Source organism: Streptosporangium sp. NPDC005286, assembly GCF_040607515.1.
Classification (GTDB): domain Bacteria; phylum Actinomycetota; class Actinomycetes; order Streptosporangiales; family Streptosporangiaceae; genus Streptosporangium.
Genome location: NZ_JBEXGU010000003.1, coordinates 17,240 through 34,394, shown reverse-complemented (window position 1 = coordinate 34,394; position 17,155 = coordinate 17,240). Strand labels below are relative to the sequence as shown.

Here is a 17,155-nt window from a genome sequence, read left to right as displayed (position 1 = left end):
GGAGGATCTTCCAGATGGACATGCTGCTGCTCATGTTCCAAACGTCCTGGCATTCGGCCCGTACACCGCTGATGACCCTGATGGCGATACTGCTGGTCGCCGGATGTGGCGCCACCGCCGAGCGGCCCGCGGAGCCGCCCTCGCCCACTCCCTCGACGTCGGCGTCCGCGGTGCGGAGCGCCGGGGCGGCGGACGCCACCGCGATCGAGAACGCCAGGCCGGGCACCCCTGACTGGCGAGTGCGCCACCGCGGCGCCGAGCACGAGATCGAGGGCTTCGCCGACCGGGTGAGCGTGCCGCCGGGAGAGAGCTTCCGGCTGTACGTCTCAACCACCGCCGACCGCTACACCGCAAGGGCCTTCCGCATGGGCTGGTACGGCGGAGCCGGGGCCAGGCAGGTCTGGCGGGCGAGCGGGCTGCCCGGCATGAGGCAGGCCCCGGCCAGGACGATCGCCGCCACCCGCACGGTGACCGCCGCCCACTGGAAGCCGGGCCCCGAGGTGGACACCTCCGGCTGGCCGGAGGGCTCCTACCTGATCAGGCTGGACGCCGCCAGCGGAGGCAGTCGCTACGTGCCGCTCACCGTCAGGTCCACCTCCACCAGGGGACGCCTGGTCGTCGTCAACGCGGTCACCACCTGGCAGGCGTACAACGACTGGGGTGGCCGCAGCCTCTACAGAGGGCCCGGCGGCTTCGAGGACAGGTCCCGCGCGGTCAGCTTCGACCGCCCCTACGACACATCGGGAGCGCGGCTCTTCCTGGACATGGAGCGCGACGCCATCGAGGTCGCCGAGCACAGCGGTGTTCCGCTCGCCTATGTCACGAGCGCGGATCTCGACCGCGACCCGCACCTCCTCGACGGGGCAAGGGGCCTGGTCTCCCTGGGCCACGACGAGTACTGGTCGGCACGCATGCGCCGCACCGTCGAGGCGGCCCGTGACCACGGCACCAACCTCGCCTTCCTCGGAGCCAACGCCGTCTACTGGCGGATCCGCTTCGCCGCGACGCCTCTGGGCCACCGCCGCCTGGTCGTCTGCCACAAGGACGCCGCCGAGGACGCCCACACGGTCCTGTGGCGCGCGACCGGCAGGCCGGAGAGCTCGCTGACCGGCCCGATGTACGACTGCTTCCCCTCCGAGTCCGCCTACGTGGTCTGGCGTCCCGGCAACTGGATCTTCAAGGGGACCGGGGTGCGGCGCGGCACCACCTTCCCCGGCATGGTGGGGGTGGAGACCGACCGGGTCGGTGCGGGCGTGCCTCGCCCGATGGAGGTCCTGTCCGTCTCCCCGGTCGACTGCGGCGGACGCTCCACGGTCGCGCACAGTGCCTACTACACGGTGCCGAGCGGCGCCGCCGTGTTCTCCTCGGGCACGATGCGCTGGGTGTGCGCGATGCGGGGAGCCCGCTGCGGCCACGGCGTCACGGAACGGGCCGCCTCCTTCGTCCGCAGGGCCACGGGGAACATCCTGCGGGCCTTCGCGGCCGGTCCGGCCGCGCGCCGCCACCCGGCCGAGGACAACCTCAGGTCGCTGGGCCTGGCCGGTCCGGCGAGAGGCTGAGCGGGCCTCAGTGGGTCAGGTACTGCTGCAGCCCGTTGGCCAGGGAGAGTGCGATCTTCTGCCGGAACGCCGCCTGCTGGAACTTGGCCGCCTCGGTCGGGTTCTTCATGTTGCCGCACTCGACGAAGATCTTGGGAACCGTGGAGAGGTTCAGTCCGCCGAGGTCGTTGCGGTAGTCCAGGGCCGCCTTGCCGATGTAGGTGGAGTACGACAGGCCGGTGCCGCGCTTCATGGCGTCGCGCACGTCGATGCCGAGCCCCTCGGAGTCCTTGACCACCGGGTCGACCGGGCCGTTGATCTTCTTCGGCATGATCACGTGGAAGCCGTGGTTGGCGGGGCCCGCCCCGTCGGCGTGAATCGAGATCGCCGCGTTCGCCTTGGCCTTGTTGCCGATCGCGGCCCGCTGGGTGATGCACGGTCCGACGCCGTTGTTGTTCTGGCGGGTCAGCACCACCTTCGCGCCCCGGCTCTTGAGGATCTTGTCCAGGCGCTGGGAGACGTCCCAGGCGAAGGCGGCCTCGCTGTAGCCGTTCGCGGTGGCGGTGCCCGTGGTGTCGCAGGCCTTCCGCTTGGTCAGCACGTCGACCTGCTTGTTGATCTCCGCAGGGTGACGGTAGTTCTGCCCGTTGTGGCCGGGGTCGATGACCACGACCTTGCCGCTCAGCGGTTTTCCGGCCGCGGTGGGACTCGCCGCGGAACCGCTCGCCGCGCCGGCCGCGGGGCCGGTCAGGGGGGCGGCCGTGTCGCCGGTCACGGGGCGGGCGGTCGTGGCGGCCGCCGGTGGGACTCCCACACGATCTCGCGCGAGGTCCGCGGTGCCGCCGCCGCAGGCGGCGGCGCTCAGGCCGCACAGGACAAGGGCCGTCGCGAGTGCTCTGCCGGTCACGCTCATCGCCCCCAAGTAGGTCGTCAACCACCCAACTTACGCGGCGCGACGACATGGGTAGGCCGTTGTCGCGATATGTACCCGGCTGTCACCTTCTGTTACCAGGCGTGCTCGCCGACCTCCTGCTTCTGCAGGAGCGAGGCGAGTTCCCTGGCGTCCTCGGCGTCCAGCCCGAGGACCACGCGCGGACGCCCCCACGGGTGGTCGATCGAATGGGCCACGTAACTGGCGACGGACTCGGCTCCGGCGTCTCCGCTGCGGCCCCGGGCGGCCCGCCAGTGCGCCCACGCCCGCTCAAGCTCGGCGGCGGCCCGCTGGGCGCATGACACCAGTTCTGGATCACGCATTGTTACCCCCCTCGTCTCGGCCAGAGTCAACACCGGCGGCACACCGGCGTTCGCGATGTTGACCTGATTTTGGGGAGTTGATGAAGCCTGCCTGGGCGTCCTGTAACGCTCCAGGCAGGCGCTTCAGCGCTCGGTGGAACTCGTGCTGTTCCGTACGACCAGCTGCGGCGCGACCTGGCGCAGGCGTGAGGCCTTGCCGGGGTCGCCGATCCGGTCGTTCAGCAGCGCGGCGGCGGAACGGCCCATGGCGCGGCGGGGCTGGTCCACGGTGGTCAGCGAGATCGGCTGGGTCCCGGCACGGTGGATGTTGTCGTACCCGACCACCGACAGGTCCTCGGGAACCCGCAGGCCCAGCTCGGCGGCCGCGGAGAGCACGCCCATGGCCACCAGGTCGTTGGCGGCGAAGATCGCTGTGGGCCGGGGGTCGCGGGTGAGCAGGCTGTGCGCGGCCCGCGCGCCGCCCTCCTCGCTGGAGGCCCCCTCCTCGACCATGATGTACGGGGCCAGGGAGTGCCTGCGCATCGCGACCAGGTAACCCTCGCACCGGAAGCGCCCGGAGGAGATGCCCGAGGCCTCTATGTGGGCGATTCGGCGGTGGCCGAGCTCCACGAGGTGGTCGACGGCCAGACGGGCGCCGAGTTGGTCGTCGTCGACAACGATGTCCACGCCGCCGAGGTCGATGTCGCGCTCGCCCACCACGACCGTGGGCGTGTAGCCGGTGGCCTCGATGAGCGTCCCGCTGGTGGGCGCGATGCCGAGCAGGACGAGCCCGTCGACGCGCAGTTCGAGGAATGCCTCGACCGCCTCGTCCTCGAAGGCGGGGTCCCACTGGCTGTTGCCGATGAGGAGCCTCAGCCCGTCGCCGTGCAGGCTCTCCTGCAGGCCGTCCAGGAACTCGGCGTAGAACGGGTTGTGCAGGTCGGCGACGAGCGCCCCGACCAGATGGGTACGGCCCTCGACCAGGCTGCGCGCGACCGCGTTGGGCCGGTAGCCGAGGTCTCTGGCCGCCTGGAGCACGGCCTGCCTGCGATGCTCGCTGACGTGTGGCGATCCGCGCAGAACGAGCGAGACCAGTGATTTGGAGACACCGGCCCGTTCGGCCACATTGCGGATCGTGGGTCTCGGGCGTGGTCCGCACCCGTCGGATAAGACGGGCTCGGCGAACCCGCGGGCTCGGGTGACGGTGGTGTTGACCGGCGGTCCTGACATGGCTCTCCCCCGCGATGGTGGATGGGCACCTGTCACTCAAAACGATCGAGTTCCGAATGGGGTACGGCCTCCGGGGTAGGGAACTCCGATCTTGACCTCAACGCCGTGCATACCGACTCCGATAGTCTGCACGGTGTGGGTTCGACATCCGGAGCCGCCGAACAGGCGAAACCTGCGGCGGGTGACGCGCGACCGGCGCGGCGCAGGCTCAGCGTGGACCGGCGCCGTGAGGAGCTCATGGCGGCGGCCCTGGAGCTGTTCAGCAGGCGGGACGCGGAAGACGTGTCGATCGATGACGTGGCCTCCGCGGCCGGCGCGTCGCGGGCTCTGGTCTACCACTACTTCGGCGGCAAGCAGGAGCTCTACGTCGCCGCGCTGAAAAGCGCCGCGGCCCAGTTGGAGGCAAGGCTCAAGCCCCACGAGGACGGCCGCCCGCTGGACGAGCTGGCTGGAGGGCTCACCCGATACTTCGACTTCGTGGAGGAGCACGCGGCGGGTTTCGCCGCGCTGCTCAGGGGCGGTCCCGCCAACCGCAGCGGCGACATCGGGGAGATCGTCGACTCGGTCAGGAACCGGCTGTTCATACTGATCATGAAGCAGATGCGGGTCGAGGAGCCCGGCCCCGCGCTCCGCATCACGCTGCGTTCCTGGATCGCCTCCGTCGAGACCGCGGGCCTCGACTGGCTGGAGCACCGCGACATCGAGCGGCCGGCCCTGGAGCGCATGCTGGTCGACCACATGGTGGCGCTGCTCGGTGTGGCGGCCAAGCACGACTCGCAGGTCGGCGAGTTGCTGGACAACCTGCTCCGGGACCAGACGAGCTGATCCACGGTCCGGGAAAGACGCCGGGCAGGTGGCTGGGGCGGCGCCGGGCGGGCGACGCCGCTCCCCATAAACCTGTGTGGCCTACGCGCTCACAGGGTGAGCGCGCACCAATCCCCCTAGGTCAGTGACGGCCCCCGTCTTACTCTGAGCGCTGCTGCGGAATCCCCGCGAGCAGCGCGCGAACCTCGGTCTCCCGGTACCGGCGGTGTCCACCCAGGGTGCGGATGGACGTCAACTTGCCCGCCTTCGCCCACCGGGTCACGGTCTTGGGATCGACGCGGAACATGGTTGCGACCTCCGCCGGGGTGAGCAGCGGCTCTGCCTCGGGTGTACGAGCTGACATTTGTGCGGCCTCTCCTCCATGTGGACCGGCGACAGCGATCCTGCGACTTGACGCTTGTCACGGATGTCCGCCTATGGCCATTGCGTGCGGCAGTTTGGGCCATATACGGCATCACCCGATGTGACCATACAGCCACGTAGAGCGATTGGCGAGTCTTTGAGTGACTCATCTCTCTTGTGCACGTGTTGTTGTCACGCTCGGTGATTCTAGCGACACGTTTCGTGGTATCGCAGTGAAAACGGCAAACTACTCAGTTCGTAGGTGCATCCCCGGTCATCGACGGACCTACTTACGCAGGTCGAAGGGATGATTTGCGAGTCAGTTTGCCGATTCGAGAAGTTGTATTGATCGCCAGCGGAGGATGACGCGCTGGTACATGGCGAACGCCAGTTCTTCCTCGCCTTTTTCCAGACCTGTCAGCGCCGCCGCGAGCTCCGCCACGGACTCGTCGGCCTGGAGCGTCTCGTCGTCCATGAGGTTGACGATGCCGCCGTAGTCGAGCTCGACCAGCGAATGCGGGTGGAACTCCTCCAGCCAGCGCGCCACGTCCTCGACCTCGGCGGTGATCGAGACCTCGCCGACCTGCCTCCTGATGATCTGCAGGGCACGGGCGCTGCGGCGCCTGGCATGGGCCATGGAGGTGACGTAGATCAGATTGCGCGTGGTGGTCGTGCCCCCCTGGCCCCCGTCGCCGTCGATGACCAGCCAGCGCTCGTTGCCGTCGAAGGGGACGAACCACGAGGTCGGAACGTGCCAGGTGGAGCCGCGGATGTGCGTGCGCAGCGCGGCCGAGTCGGTACGGCGCTTGAACCGGTCGAAGTCGTCGGCGGTCTGCTCCGCGACGGCGGGTGGCACGAACCGCTCCATCAGCTTGGGCGGGGTCGCCCCACGGAAGCGTGAGAAGGCCAGCCACGACCTCAGCCTGCTCTGCCATGGGCAGACGTACAGGACCTCCTCCACGCGCCTCAGATAGGCGTTGGGGCTCTCCTGGGCGGGTGCCGGGGTCGGTGGGATCCCCAGGAGGCGCCGCACCGCCTCGCCGTGTTCGGCGTGGAGGGCGCCGGCTCGGCGCGGTCGGTCGGCCGCCTCGGCGTAGGCGGCCCACGAGACGCGCTCCGCGGGGGTGAACGCGACCAGTGGCTCGTAGACGCGGAGGTACGCGGCGTAGGGCAGCACGTCCGCATCGTGTCACGAACGACGGGCCGCTGTCCGTACCGGACCGGCTTTCGTGGCCGCCGTCCGGGCGACTCCTCCGCTCCTTCGAGAGCCTGACCGTTTCGAACGCGGGAGCCACGGCGGCGAGGCGGCGTACCCGGCGGCCCCCTCGTCAAACGTGATGAGACCTTCGCGTGAGTCGTCCCGCTGCGGGGTTGTGGTTACGCTGAAGGTGATCTCCGCCGCGACGGAGCGGCGGGAACTGACGACTGGGAGTCACCACAGTGACCGACGTCTTCGGGCTGTCCCACAAGGACGCGGGCCCGGTAACCGGCCAGAACAGGCACGAGCAGGTCGTTTTCTGCTCCGACGAGCACAGTGGCCTGCGGGCCATCATCGCCATCCACAACACGGCCCTGGGCCCAGGCCTGGGCGGCACCAGGTTCTACCCCTACGAGAGCGAGCAGGCCGCGCTGGCGGACGTGCTCAATCTCTCACGGGCGATGGCCTACAAGAACGCCCTGGCGGGACTCGACCTCGGTGGCGGCAAGGCCGTCATCATCGGCGACCCGGCGAAGGACAAGAGCGAGGCGCTGCTGCGCGCCTACGGCCGGTTCGTCCAGTCGCTCGGGGGCCGCTACTACACCGCGTGTGACGTCGGCACCTACAGCGAGGACATGGACGTCGTGGCCCGCGAGAGCTCCTACGTGACCGGCCGCACGCTGGCCAACGGCGGAGCCGGGGACTCGTCGATCCTGACCGCCTACGGCGTTTTCCAGGGCATGCGCGCCGCCGCCGAGTACGCCTACGGCACGCCGACGCTGCGCGGCAGGCGCGTCGGTGTCGAGGGCGTGGGCAAGGTCGGCCACCGCCTGGTCGATCACCTGGTCGAGGACGGCGCCGAGGTCGTGGTCTGCGACGTGAGCGAGGCGGCCGTGGAGCGGCTGCTGCGGCGCCACCCGCGGGTGGAGGTGGTCGCAGACCGGCTGGAGCTCACCGGATCCGACATCGACGTCTACGCGCCGTGCTCCCTCGGCGGGGCGCTGGACGACGAGACGGTGGCCCGCCTGCGCGCCACGATCGTCTGCGGCGGGGCCAACAACCAGCTGGCCCATCCCGGGGTGGAGAAGCAGCTCGCCGACCGGGGAATCCTCTACGCGCCCGACTACGTGGTCAACTCCGGCGGGGTGATCCAGGTCGCGGACGAGATCGCCGGGTTCAACATGGACCGGGCGCGGGCAAAGGCCACCCAGATCTACGACACGACTCTTAAGATCTTCTCCACTGCGGCGGAGGACGGCGTTCCTCCGGCTGTCGCAGCCGATAGGCTGGCTGAGCGAAGAATGTCGGAAGTCGGGCGAATTAGGGGCATTTGGCTGGGCCACTAGCCCCACACGCCCATACGGCGTACCGAGCCGGGCGTAAAACGGGTACGGTTGTAGGCGAACGAGAGCTGGCGCCTCAAGTCAGGTGGCGTCAGTGCGTGGTGCGTTAGCGACGAGGGGTCGGGCACGACCCCACACGAGGGGGTCGAGCCAATGGGGCGCGGCCGAGCAAAGGCCAAGCAGGTCAAGGTTGCTCGCCAGCTGAAGTACAACAGCGGTGGCACTGATCTTGAGCGTCTTCGCGACGAGCTCGGAGTCAGAGATGACTCCAACCACAACGACGACTCCAACGACGCCTACGACGAGCTGGCGGATCGGTACGCCGATTACGCCGATGACTTCGGCTCCAAGGATGACCGCGACGACGGGACATCCGGGCGCCGCTAGGCGGGTTTCGGTTTGACGGTGAGCAGGGCACCCGGCGGTGAGCACATAGCGGCCGGGTGTCCTTCTCGCTGGGAGTCGACAATATGCGGCGCTCCGGTGGTCCGGGGCGCTTTTCGTGGTACTCGACTCATCCGGGATCTTCCCCGCCCCGGCCCGGGGCGGGGAAGATCCATCGGGTCATCGGAAACGTGCCTGGCCGGAGCCCTCGACGATCTCGCCGAGCACCCAGGCCGGAAGGTCACGCTCGCCGAGCAGCGCCAGGGCGGGCTGCACGGCCTCCGCGGCGACGATCGCGGTCATGCCCACGCCCAGGTTGAACGTGCGGTCCATGTCGGCCTGGGCCACCTGGCCGTGTCCGGCGAGCACCTCGAAGACGGCGGGCGGGGTCCATGACGAGCGGTCGAGCAGCGCGTCCAGCCCGTCGGGCAGCGAACGGGCCAGGTTGCTCGCCAGGCCGCCGCCCGTGATGTGCGCGTACGCGTGGACGTCGACCGTGCGGGCCAGCTCCAGGCAGTCGAGTGAGTAGATCCTGGTCGGCTCCAGCAGCTCCTCGCCCAGTGTCCGGCCCAGCTCGGGCAGTTCGGCCTCCAGCGACAGCCCGGCCCGGTCGATGATGTGCCGGACCAGCGAGTAGCCGTTGGAGTGCACGCCGGAGGAGGCCAGCGCGAGGACCACGTCGCCCTCGCGGACCCTGTCCCGGCCGAGCATCCGGTCGGCCTCCACCACGCCGGTGGCGGCGCCCGCGAGGTCGTACTCGTCGGCGCCCATGGCTCCGGGGTGCTCGGCGGTCTCCCCGCCGATGAGGGCACAGCCCGCCAGGCGGCAGCCCTCGGCGATGCCGCCCACGATCTCGGCGATCCGCTCGGGAACGACCTTGCCGCAGGCGATGTAGTCGGTCATGAACAGCGGCTCGGCGCCGCAGACCACCAGGTCGTCCACGACCATGCCGACCAGGTCGAGGCCGATCGTGTCGTGCTTGCCCAGCCGCTGGGCCAGCATGACCTTGGTGCCGACGCCGTCGGTCGACGTGGTGAGCAGCGGCCGCCGGTACGACAGCAGGGCCGAGGCGTCGAAGAGGCCGGCGAAGCCGCTGGCGTCGTCCACGACCTCGGGCCGCCGGGCCCGCGCGACCTTCGACCTCATCAGCTCGACGGCGCGCTCACCCGCGTCGATGTCCACTCCTGCGGCCGCGTAGCTGGTCATGGGGCCTCTCTCGTCGGCCGGGCGGTCTGACTGCCTGACCTGCTCAATGCTTGGCCTCCAGCACGTATTTGCCCACGTTGTCCTGGTCGATCGGGATCGGGTAGTTACCGTCGAAGCAGGCGCGGCAGAGCCGGTCGGCGGGGATCGTGGTGGCCTTGGTCAGGCCCTCCAGCGAGATGTATCCGAGCGAGTCGGCGCCGAGCGAGGCGCGGATCTCCTCCACGCTGAGCGAACCGGCGATCAGCTCGGCCCGGGTGGCGAAGTCGATGCCGTAGAAGCACGGCCAGCTGACCGGCGGGGAGGAGATCCGGACGTGCACCTCCCTGGCGCCCGCCTCGCGCAGCATCTTGACGATCGCCCGCTGGGTGTTGCCCCGGACGATCGAGTCGTCCACGACGACCAGACGCTTGCCGGCGACGACCTCCTTCAGCGGGTTGAGCTTCAGGCGGATGCCCAGCTGGCGGATCGTCTGGGACGGCTGGATGAAGGTCCGGCCCACGTAGGAGTTCTTGACCAGGCCCTGGCCGTACGGGATCCCGCTCTCCTCGGCGTAGCCGACGGCGGCGGGGGTGCCCGACTCTGGCGTGGGGATGACCAGGTCGGCCTCGACCGGGTGCTCGCGGGCCAGCATGCGGCCGATCTCGACGCGCGTGGTCTGCACGCCGCGCCCGGCGATCGTGGTGTCCGGACGGGCCAGGTAGACGTACTCGAACAGGCAGCCCTTGGGTTCGGCGAGCGCGAACTTCCGCGAGCGCACGCCGCGCTCGTCGATGGTGATCAGCTCACCCGGTTCGATCTCGCGGACGAACGTGGCGCCCACGATGTCCAGGGCCGCGGTCTCGGAGGCGACCACCCAGCCGCGCTCCAGGCGCCCCAGGACCAGCGGGCGGACGCCCTGGGGGTCACGGGCCGCGTAAAGTGTCCGCTCGTCCATGAAGACGAGCGAGTAGGCGCCCCTGACCTGCGGAAGAAGTTCGGCGGCCGCGTCGTCGATGGACTGGCTGCGATCCTGGGCCAGCAGCGACGTCAGCACCTCGGTGTCGGTGGTCGCCCGGGTGGAACCCGGGGCCAGACGCCTGGCCAGCACCGGGGTGTTGATCAGGTTTCCGTTGTGGGCGAGTGCGAGCCCGCCACCCTCGGTCGAGCTCAGCGTCGGCTGCGCGTTCTCCCAGACGCTCGACCCGGTCGTCGAGTAGCGGCAGTGGCCGATCGCCAGGTGGCCGCGGAGGGTGCCGAGCACGGACTCGTCGAAGACCTGGGAGACCAGTCCCATGTCCTTGTAGACGAGGATCCTGCTGCCCTCGCTGACCGCGATGCCCGCGGACTCCTGACCGCGGTGCTGTAACGCGTACAGTCCGTAGTAGGTGAGTTTGGAGACTTCCTCCCCAGGAGCCCAGACCCCGAAGACGCCACATGCGTCCTTCGGAGGCCGGTCGTGGGGGTCAAGGTCATGGCTCAGATGGCCGTCGCCCTTCAACACATGCTTCATTCTAGGTCGGCTTCTTCCCTGCTCGCACCTAGGGTCCGTTCCGTGGCATGTCGCACCCTGACCGAACGATCATCGGTGTTTTGCCGTGTCAGCCTGTTTCGTCGGCAGGTGACAGGGGAGTGTGAGATATCCGGCATGCCCAAGCGTCGGGAGAAGAGACGTGACAACACCTGTGGACCCGAACCAGCCCGATCCGCGGCGGGAGCCGTGGAAGGAGCCGGATCCCGAGTCGCCCGTACCCGACCCCGGCGAGACGCCGAACCGGCCACCGCCCCCCGTTCCCGAAGAGCCGAGGGTGCCGCCGCATCCGGACACGCCGGTCGCGCCGGAGGTCCCCCAGCCTGACCAGGCCGGTGATCCGGACGCCCCCAAGGGGGACGAGACGCCGGAGTCCGGTGGGCGGGAGCGGGAAGTCCCCGAACCGGAGGAACGGCCGCCGCACCCCGTGCCCGGTGCCACGCCCGCCGCGTATCCCGGCTGGGAGGGCGCCTCGGAGGCTCCGGGCGGCCCTGACCACCCCGGCCCCACCCAGCCCTCGCGCTACGAACCGCCTGAGCCCTCAGCGGAACCCGCGGCCCAGCCTCGGCCCACCGAGCCCACCGAGCCCGCTCCCGGCACTCCCCAGCCGGGCTATTCGGGCCGGCACGGCTACGGGGAGCAGCCGAGATACGGGGAGGCCCAGCAGGCCGGGCAGCCCTACGGAGGTCCCGGCCCGCAGACGCCGTCCGCGGAGGGCCCCTACCAGCCGCCTCAGGGCGCGCCAGGCCCCTACCAGCCGCCGCCGTACCCGCCGCCTGGCATGCCCGCCTATCCGGGCGCCGCGCCTTACCCGGCGTATCCGGGTGAGGGGCGCAGGCAGAGCGACGGGCTCGGCACCGCCGCGCTCGTGCTCGGGATCGTGGCCATCGTGTCGCTCGTCGTCTGCGGCCTCGGTGTGCTGGTGGCGATCGTCGGCCTGATCGTCGGCATCGTCGCGCTCGTCAAGAAGTCCGCCCCGGGCAGGGCCTGGGTGGGCATAGCGCTGAGCGTCCTCACTCTGATCATCGCGGCGGCGTTCCTGAGCTGGCTCTACAGCAAGATCGGCGACTGCGCCAACCTGCCACCGGAGCTACAGCAGCGCTGCATCGAGGACAGGTTCGGCGTCCGGATCCAGCCCACCCCCTGAGGGGCGGCGGGACGGCGGGCCTTCAGGGGGCTCGCCGTCCCGCTGTGCGCAGAGCTATCGCAGCGGCAGGTGCTCCGACAGGTCGGCGCGGGCTCCGCTCGCCGCGACCTTACCGGCGGCCATCGCCGCGGACCAGGTCAGACGGCCGGTGGCCAGGTCCAGCCAGGTGCGCGCGTCGGTCTCCACCACGTTGGGCGGGGTGCCGCGGGTGTGCCGGGGACCTGCCACGCACTGCACCGCCGCGTAGGGCGGGACCCGGACCTCGACGGTCCGGCCGGGAGCGGCCGTCGCCAGCCTGTCCAGCAGGTGCCGTACGGCGAAGCGGGTGATCTCCCGTTCCGGGCGGATCTCGTGCTCGAAGGCTCGCAGCACCACGCTCACGCAGGCGTCCAGCAGCGCCGTGACCCCGGTAGGACCGTCGTAGGGCGGCTCGTCGAGGGAGCTCAGCTGGGTGTCGAGAGCGGCGTGAACCTTGGCGGGGTCGGGCTTGTAAGGCGGCACGCCCTCCATGATGCCCGCCGGAGCGGGCCGTCCCGACGACAGGACACCGCCGAGCTGCTTGATTCCGATGATCGCCGGGCCCGCTCCACCGAACGGTTCACCGTCCGGGCAAATGTCGTTCACCTCAGGTTTGGCCGGCGCACGTAGCGTCCGGGCGGTAAGACTCCACCCCTTTTTGGAGGACCCTGTGGCGAACATGTCGCCGCGCCGCCTGCTGCCCCTGCTCATGAGCCCTCACAAGGGTGGCCGCAGCGCGCTCACCTGCCGGTTCCGTTGCGGTGACCAGTGCGCCCACGATGTGATGAACACCAGTGACAACACCTACTTCGGCGACGTGGTCGCCGAGGCGATGACCCGGCGCGGGGTGCTGCGCGCGGGCGCCCTGGGCGCCGTCGTCGCCGGGGTGGGGGTCGGTACGGCGCTCCCGGCCGTCGCCGACCCGGACCGGGGGGCGAAGGCCACCGGCCGGAAGGGCGGCCCGCGCTTCACCGCCATCGCGCCGAACACCGACGACAAGGTGACGGTCCCCACGGGCTACCTGTCGGCGGTCGTGGTGGGCTGGGGTGACCCGGTGCTGCCCGGCGCTCCGGCGTTCGACTTCGAGAACCAGACGGCCGCCGCGCAGGCCAAGCAGTTCGGCTACAACTGCGACTACGTGACGCTCTTCCAACTGGGGCAGCACCGTGGCCTGCTCTGGGTCAACCACGAGTACACCGACGAGAACCTGATGTTCCGCGGTTACACGGACGGCACCGCCGCGACGGAGGAGCAGATCAGGATCGCGATGGCCGCGCACGGCGGCTCGGTGGTCGAGGTCGAGCGGGTGGGCGCCTCCGGCCAGTGGAGGCTGGTGACCAAGGGCTCCCGTCGCTACAACCGTCGCATCACCGTGCAGACCCGGATGAGGTTCACCGGCCCGGCGGCCGGCAGCGACCTGCTGAAGACCGCGGCCGACCCGAAGGGCACCACGCCGGTCGGCATGCTGAACAACTGCGCGGGCGGCACCACGCCGTGGGGCACGGTGCTCAGTGGCGAGGAGAACTTCAACCAGTACTTCGTCAACGGCAACGGCGTGCCCGAGGCGCAGAAGCCCTACCTCACCCGGTACGGGGTGAGCGCCACGACGGGCATCCCGAGTGGAAACCGCAGGTTCGACCGGGTCGAGGACCGGTTCGACCTGGCGAAACACCCGAACGAGATCAACCGTACCGGCTGGATCGTGGAGATCGACCCGTTCGATCCGGACTCCACCCCGATCAAGCGCACCGCCCTGGGCAGGCTGGCCCACGAGGGCGCCACCACCTCCCTGGCCGCCGACGGCCGGGTGGTGGCCTACATGGGGGACGACTCCCGGTTCGAGTACGTCTACAAGTTCGTCTCCAGGAAGCGCTACATTCCCGGCTTCGACCGGAACAACCGGGACCTGCTGGACGACGGCACGCTGTACGTGGCCAGATTCACCGGAGACAGCCCCGCCACCGAGATCGACGGCACCGGCAGGCTCCCGGCCGACGGGCAGTTCGACGGCTCGGGCGAGTGGATCCCGCTGGTCACCGGTAACGTCTCGCACGTGCCGGGGATGACGGCCGCGGAGGTGCTCGTCTACACCCGGGTGGCGGCCGACAAGGTCGGGGCGACCAAGATGGACCGTCCCGAGGACGTGGAGCGCAACCCCGTCACCGGCGGCGTCTACGTGGCGCTGACCAACAACACCAACCGGACTCCGGCCCAGGTGGACGAGGCCAACCCGCGCCCGGCCAACAAGCACGGCCACATCCTGGAGATCGTCGAGCGGCGGAACGACGCCGGGGCCACGACCTTCGCCTGGTCCCTGCCGCTGGTCTGTGGCGATCCGAACGACCCCGCGACCTACTTCGCCGGGTTCGACAAGACCAAGGTCTCGGCGATCTCCTGCCCGGACAACGTGGCCTTCGACGCCGACGGCAACCTCTGGATCGCCACGGACGGCAGCCAGCTCGGTGCCAACGACGGCCTGTTCGTCATGCCGGTCCGCGGTTCCGAGCGCGGCCACCTCAAGCAGTTCCTGAGCGTGCCGGTCGGCGCGGAGACCTGCGGCCCGCTGGTCAGCGCGGACCAGCGCAGCGTCTTCGTGGCCGTGCAGCACCCCGGCGAGACCAACGGCGCCACCCCCGAGGCTCCCAGCAGCCACTGGCCGGACGGCGGCACCTCCCAGCCCCGCCCGTCCGTCGTGGTCGCCTGGCACGCGAAGGGCGGCAAGATCGGCTCCTGATCGCCGTCTCCGCTTCCGGGAAGCACTGGTCTGATCCTCGTGGCTCAGGTGAGAGCCACGAGGATCGGACCCGTTGGCGACACCCGATCAGTCGAAGAACTGCCAGATGCTGAACCTCCGTACGAAGAGCGGGGCAGAGGCCCGGCCGGTCACCCGGATCCGCCTGATCCGGGTTTTCTTGTTCATCGTGACCTTCACGCACTTCAGGCAGGCTCCGTGGGGTCCGGGCAGGGCGAAGTAGGAGATGGACGCGGCGCGGTGTGCCAATCCCCGGTCGGAGAGTCCTACCCCGATCTCCCGGTAGATACGGTTCGACCCCTTCAGGTTGAGCGCGGTGGAGCCGACGATCGCGTGGTTCGACGAGGGAGGGCAGTGCACGAATATCCGGACGTGGCTGGCCTGGCGGGGCCACGGGGGAAGGATGCGGAGCGACGGGACGTTCTTCAGCGCCTTGGGGATGGTGTTCCTGCCCCCTATAGGGGGCATTTTCACTGTCTGGTTGGTTTTGCTGGTGACGTTGGTCGTGGCGCCGGACGTGGATGTGGCGCTGGTCGTGACGCTGGGTGTGGCGGTGGGTGTGGCGGTGGGTGTGGCGGTGGGTGTGGCGGTGGGGCTGGGTGTGGTGCTGGGGGTTGGCGTGGGGGCGGCACCCGGCTCGGCCAGGACACCCGAACCCATCATGAGTGCGGCGGCCACTCCCATCAGTGTGACGGAACGCATGTGCTCCTCCTGCCGGACGCCCAGGTGGCGACGTGCTCGCCGAGCGGCGTGACGTGGGTTTCGAGGGGGAGCGGGACGACCCGGGGCAGGACACCAGGTGTCCGATCCGACCGGGCCGACCATCTCAATTATGTCGGTCATGCCGCATATAGGAGGGAGCCGCGCTGTGACGAACGCGATCCGTACCGGCTCGGGCCCTCCCAAGAAGGGCGCGAGCCGGTCCCGGTTCTAGCCGATCGGTACCGCCGGGCGCTCGGCGGGTGTGACGGGCCGCTCCGGGGAGCGGGGAGTCCGCAGTGACAGCAGGCTGACCGGCACTCCCACCAGCACGATGAGCGCGGCGACGACCAGCGTGTACCGGTACGCGTCCAGGAAGGCGGTCAGCTGCCCGGCCCCCTCGGCCAGGAACGTGGCCTGGCGCGCGCTGAGGATCGCCCCCAGAATCGTGATCCCGAGCAGACCGAAGATCTCGCGTGAGACATTCAGCACGCCCGAGGCGACCCCCGACCTGCCCGCGGGGAGCGTGCCCAGGATCGCCGTGGTGAGCGGCACCAGCATGCCGCCGCCCAGCCCGTAGACGAGGAACCAGGGCAGCAGGTCGCCGAACGACCCGTCCTGCCCGACGAAGGAGATTCCGAAGATCGCCACGGCCATCAGCAGGAGCCCGGCCGCCACGGTCCGCGCGGTTCCCAGGGCCCGGTCCAGCCTTGGGGCCACGGCGGCGGTGACGGCCATCAACAGTGCCATCGGCACGAACGCCGCCCCGGCCTCGATGGGTGAGAAGCCCAGGGCGTTCTGCAGGTACAGCGCGGTAAAGAAGTAGATCCCGAACACCCCGAACGACCACAGGCCCATTGACAGCGTGCCTCCGCTGAACACCCGCGACCGGAACAGCGACAGGTCGATCATCGGCTCCCGGCTCCTCAGTTCGATCGTCACGAAGGCAAGCGCGGACAGGGCCGCGATCCCGAACGCGCCCAGGATCTCCGGCGAGGTCCACCCGGCCCCCGCACCCTCGATGAGCGCGTAGGTCAGCGCGAACAGGGCCAGACTCGACGTCACCAGGCCCGGGACGTCGAGGCCGCGCCGTACCGGCTCGTCGGAGGGCGTCCTGATCGCCCAGAGCCCGAGCCCGAGCGTCACGGCGCCGATCGGCACGTTGATGAGATAGATCCAGCCCCAGTGCCAGTGCTCGCTGATGAACCCGCCGGTCAGCGGCCCCAGGGCGAGGGCCAGCGCGCCGACCGCGCTCCACAGGCCGACCGCCGTCGCGCGCTCCCTGGTGTCCGGGAAGATCGAGGTGAGCAGCGCCAGCGCCGTGGGAGTGAGGAAGGCCGCCCCCACGCCCTGCACCGCCCTGGTGGCGATCAGCATGCCGCCGCCGGTGGCCATCCCGGCGGCGAACGACGCCGCGGTGAACACGACCAGGCCGATCAGGAAGATCCGCCGCCGCCCGAAGACATCGGCCAGGCGCCCGCCGACGAGCACCAACCCGGCGAACACCAGGATGTAGCCGCTCACGATCCATTCCAGCCCCGAGATGCTCAGCCCGAGGTCGCGCTGGATCGTCGGCAGTGCCACGTTCACCACGTTGTTGTCGAGATAGGTCATGAAGGTGGCCAGCGAGATCGCTCCCAGAGCCCACCACCTGCGACTGTCTGTCATTCCTCGCCCTCTACGTTGTACTTATACGTCGTACATGTACGGTGCACAGTTGAACCCGTACGGCG

Annotated in this window: 16 protein-coding genes; 6 read left to right on the top strand and 10 right to left on the bottom strand. The window is 69.8% G+C overall.

The features are described 5' to 3' along the window. The first annotated feature begins 14 nt into the window (after positions 1-14). Entirely contained in the window at positions 15-1,559 is a 1,545-nt protein-coding gene (locus tag ABZU75_RS02120; RefSeq protein ID WP_355548341.1) for a N,N-dimethylformamidase beta subunit family domain-containing protein, read from the top strand. A 7-nt stretch (positions 1,560-1,566) separates the two neighbouring features. Here ABZU75_RS02120 and ABZU75_RS02115 read toward each other — a convergent pair whose 3' ends face one another. The 3 genes from ABZU75_RS02115 to ABZU75_RS02105 all read right to left on the bottom strand — a co-directional run bounded on the left by ABZU75_RS02115 (position 1,567) and on the right by ABZU75_RS02105 (position 3,896). Further along, positions 1,567-2,472 carry an N-acetylmuramoyl-L-alanine amidase gene (locus ABZU75_RS02115; RefSeq protein ID WP_355548338.1) on the bottom strand — a complete coding sequence of 302 codons (906 nt, stop codon included), beginning with the start codon at positions 2,470-2,472 and terminating at the stop codon, positions 1,567-1,569. A gap of 71 nt (positions 2,473-2,543) precedes the next feature. After that, positions 2,544-2,792, bottom strand: a complete 249-nt coding sequence (locus tag ABZU75_RS02110) for a hypothetical protein (protein ID WP_030917491.1) — start codon at positions 2,790-2,792, stop codon at positions 2,544-2,546. Positions 2,793-2,915: 123 nt separating this feature from the next. Next, complete coding sequence (locus ABZU75_RS02105) at positions 2,916-3,896, bottom strand: LacI family DNA-binding transcriptional regulator (protein WP_051752919.1); 981 nt, start codon at positions 3,894-3,896, stop codon at positions 2,916-2,918. 240 nt (positions 3,897-4,136) lie between these two features. On the opposite strand from ABZU75_RS02105, the gene ABZU75_RS02100 reads away from it, so the two are divergent. Next, a complete protein-coding gene (locus ABZU75_RS02100) occupies positions 4,137-4,826 on the top strand; it encodes a TetR/AcrR family transcriptional regulator (RefSeq protein ID WP_355548333.1) in 690 nt (229 codons plus the stop codon). A 139-nt stretch (positions 4,827-4,965) separates the two neighbouring features. Here ABZU75_RS02100 and bldC read toward each other — a convergent pair whose 3' ends face one another. After that, positions 4,966-5,169: a developmental transcriptional regulator BldC gene (bldC, locus tag ABZU75_RS02095; RefSeq protein WP_013133571.1), complete on the bottom strand. Its 204-nt coding sequence runs from the start codon at positions 5,167-5,169 to the stop codon at positions 4,966-4,968. Between the two features lie 318 nt (positions 5,170-5,487). Continuing rightward, complete coding sequence (locus tag ABZU75_RS02090) at positions 5,488-6,345, bottom strand: hypothetical protein (RefSeq protein WP_355548329.1); 858 nt, start codon at positions 6,343-6,345, stop codon at positions 5,488-5,490. Positions 6,346-6,608: 263 nt separating this feature from the next. Between ABZU75_RS02090 and ABZU75_RS02085 the strand changes: the two genes are divergently transcribed. After that, complete coding sequence (locus tag ABZU75_RS02085; RefSeq protein WP_355548326.1) at positions 6,609-7,712, top strand: Glu/Leu/Phe/Val dehydrogenase dimerization domain-containing protein; 1,104 nt, start codon at positions 6,609-6,611, stop codon at positions 7,710-7,712. Positions 7,713-7,862: 150 nt separating this feature from the next. Then, complete coding sequence (locus tag ABZU75_RS02080) at positions 7,863-8,096, top strand: DUF3073 domain-containing protein (RefSeq protein ID WP_030917477.1); 234 nt, start codon at positions 7,863-7,865, stop codon at positions 8,094-8,096. A gap of 177 nt (positions 8,097-8,273) precedes the next feature. Here ABZU75_RS02080 and purM read toward each other — a convergent pair whose 3' ends face one another. Both purM and purF read right to left on the bottom strand, forming a co-directional pair. Continuing rightward, positions 8,274-9,299, bottom strand: a complete 1,026-nt coding sequence (gene purM / locus ABZU75_RS02075) for a phosphoribosylformylglycinamidine cyclo-ligase (protein ID WP_350929752.1) — start codon at positions 9,297-9,299, stop codon at positions 8,274-8,276. Positions 9,300-9,342: 43 nt separating this feature from the next. Beyond that, positions 9,343-10,788 carry an amidophosphoribosyltransferase gene (purF, locus tag ABZU75_RS02070; RefSeq protein ID WP_355548321.1) on the bottom strand — a complete coding sequence of 482 codons (1,446 nt, stop codon included), beginning with the start codon at positions 10,786-10,788 and terminating at the stop codon, positions 9,343-9,345. Positions 10,789-10,948: 160 nt separating this feature from the next. Between purF and ABZU75_RS02065 the strand changes: the two genes are divergently transcribed. Further along, positions 10,949-11,953 (top strand): hypothetical protein, encoded by a 1,005-nt coding sequence (locus ABZU75_RS02065; protein WP_355548318.1) that lies wholly within the window; start codon positions 10,949-10,951, stop codon positions 11,951-11,953. A gap of 54 nt (positions 11,954-12,007) precedes the next feature. Here ABZU75_RS02065 and ABZU75_RS02060 read toward each other — a convergent pair whose 3' ends face one another. After that, positions 12,008-12,463, bottom strand: a complete 456-nt coding sequence (locus tag ABZU75_RS02060) for a sterol carrier family protein (protein ID WP_355548651.1) — start codon at positions 12,461-12,463, stop codon at positions 12,008-12,010. 187 nt (positions 12,464-12,650) lie between these two features. Between ABZU75_RS02060 and ABZU75_RS02055 the strand changes: the two genes are divergently transcribed. After that, positions 12,651-14,705 (top strand): PhoX family phosphatase, encoded by a 2,055-nt coding sequence (locus ABZU75_RS02055; RefSeq protein WP_355548648.1) that lies wholly within the window; start codon positions 12,651-12,653, stop codon positions 14,703-14,705. A gap of 87 nt (positions 14,706-14,792) precedes the next feature. Here the strand turns inward: ABZU75_RS02055 and ABZU75_RS02050 are convergent, their stop codons facing one another. Next, the gene (locus ABZU75_RS02050) at positions 14,793-15,425 is read right to left on the bottom strand and encodes a hypothetical protein (protein ID WP_355548315.1); all 633 of its coding nucleotides are present in this window, start codon (positions 15,423-15,425) and stop codon (positions 14,793-14,795) included. Between the two features lie 228 nt (positions 15,426-15,653). Then, positions 15,654-17,090 carry an MFS transporter gene (locus tag ABZU75_RS02045; RefSeq protein WP_355548312.1) on the bottom strand — a complete coding sequence of 479 codons (1,437 nt, stop codon included), beginning with the start codon at positions 17,088-17,090 and terminating at the stop codon, positions 15,654-15,656. Positions 17,091-17,155 lie beyond the last annotated feature (65 nt).

What these genes read in the sequence shown, in the direction of transcription:
- ABZU75_RS02120 (WP_355548341.1), top strand. Translation starts at nt 15, where the DNA reads ATGGACATGCTGCTGCTCATGTTCCAAACGTCCTGGCATTCGGCCCGT.
- ABZU75_RS02110 (WP_030917491.1), bottom strand. Translation starts at nt 2,792, where the DNA reads ATGCGTGATCCAGAACTGGTGTCATGCGCCCAGCGGGCCGCCGCCGAG.
- bldC (WP_013133571.1), bottom strand. Translation starts at nt 5,169, where the DNA reads ATGTCAGCTCGTACACCCGAGGCAGAGCCGCTGCTCACCCCGGCGGAG.
- ABZU75_RS02080 (WP_030917477.1), top strand. Translation starts at nt 7,863, where the DNA reads ATGGGGCGCGGCCGAGCAAAGGCCAAGCAGGTCAAGGTTGCTCGCCAG.
- purM (WP_350929752.1), bottom strand. Translation starts at nt 9,299, where the DNA reads ATGACCAGCTACGCGGCCGCAGGAGTGGACATCGACGCGGGTGAGCGC.
- purF (WP_355548321.1), bottom strand. Translation starts at nt 10,788, where the DNA reads ATGAAGCATGTGTTGAAGGGCGACGGCCATCTGAGCCATGACCTTGAC.
- ABZU75_RS02060 (WP_355548651.1), bottom strand. Translation starts at nt 12,463, where the DNA reads ATGGAGGGCGTGCCGCCTTACAAGCCCGACCCCGCCAAGGTTCACGCC.
- ABZU75_RS02055 (WP_355548648.1), top strand. Translation starts at nt 12,651, where the DNA reads ATGTCGCCGCGCCGCCTGCTGCCCCTGCTCATGAGCCCTCACAAGGGT.
- ABZU75_RS02050 (WP_355548315.1), bottom strand. Translation starts at nt 15,425, where the DNA reads ATGCGTTCCGTCACACTGATGGGAGTGGCCGCCGCACTCATGATGGGT.
- ABZU75_RS02045 (WP_355548312.1), bottom strand. Translation starts at nt 17,090, where the DNA reads ATGACAGACAGTCGCAGGTGGTGGGCTCTGGGAGCGATCTCGCTGGCC.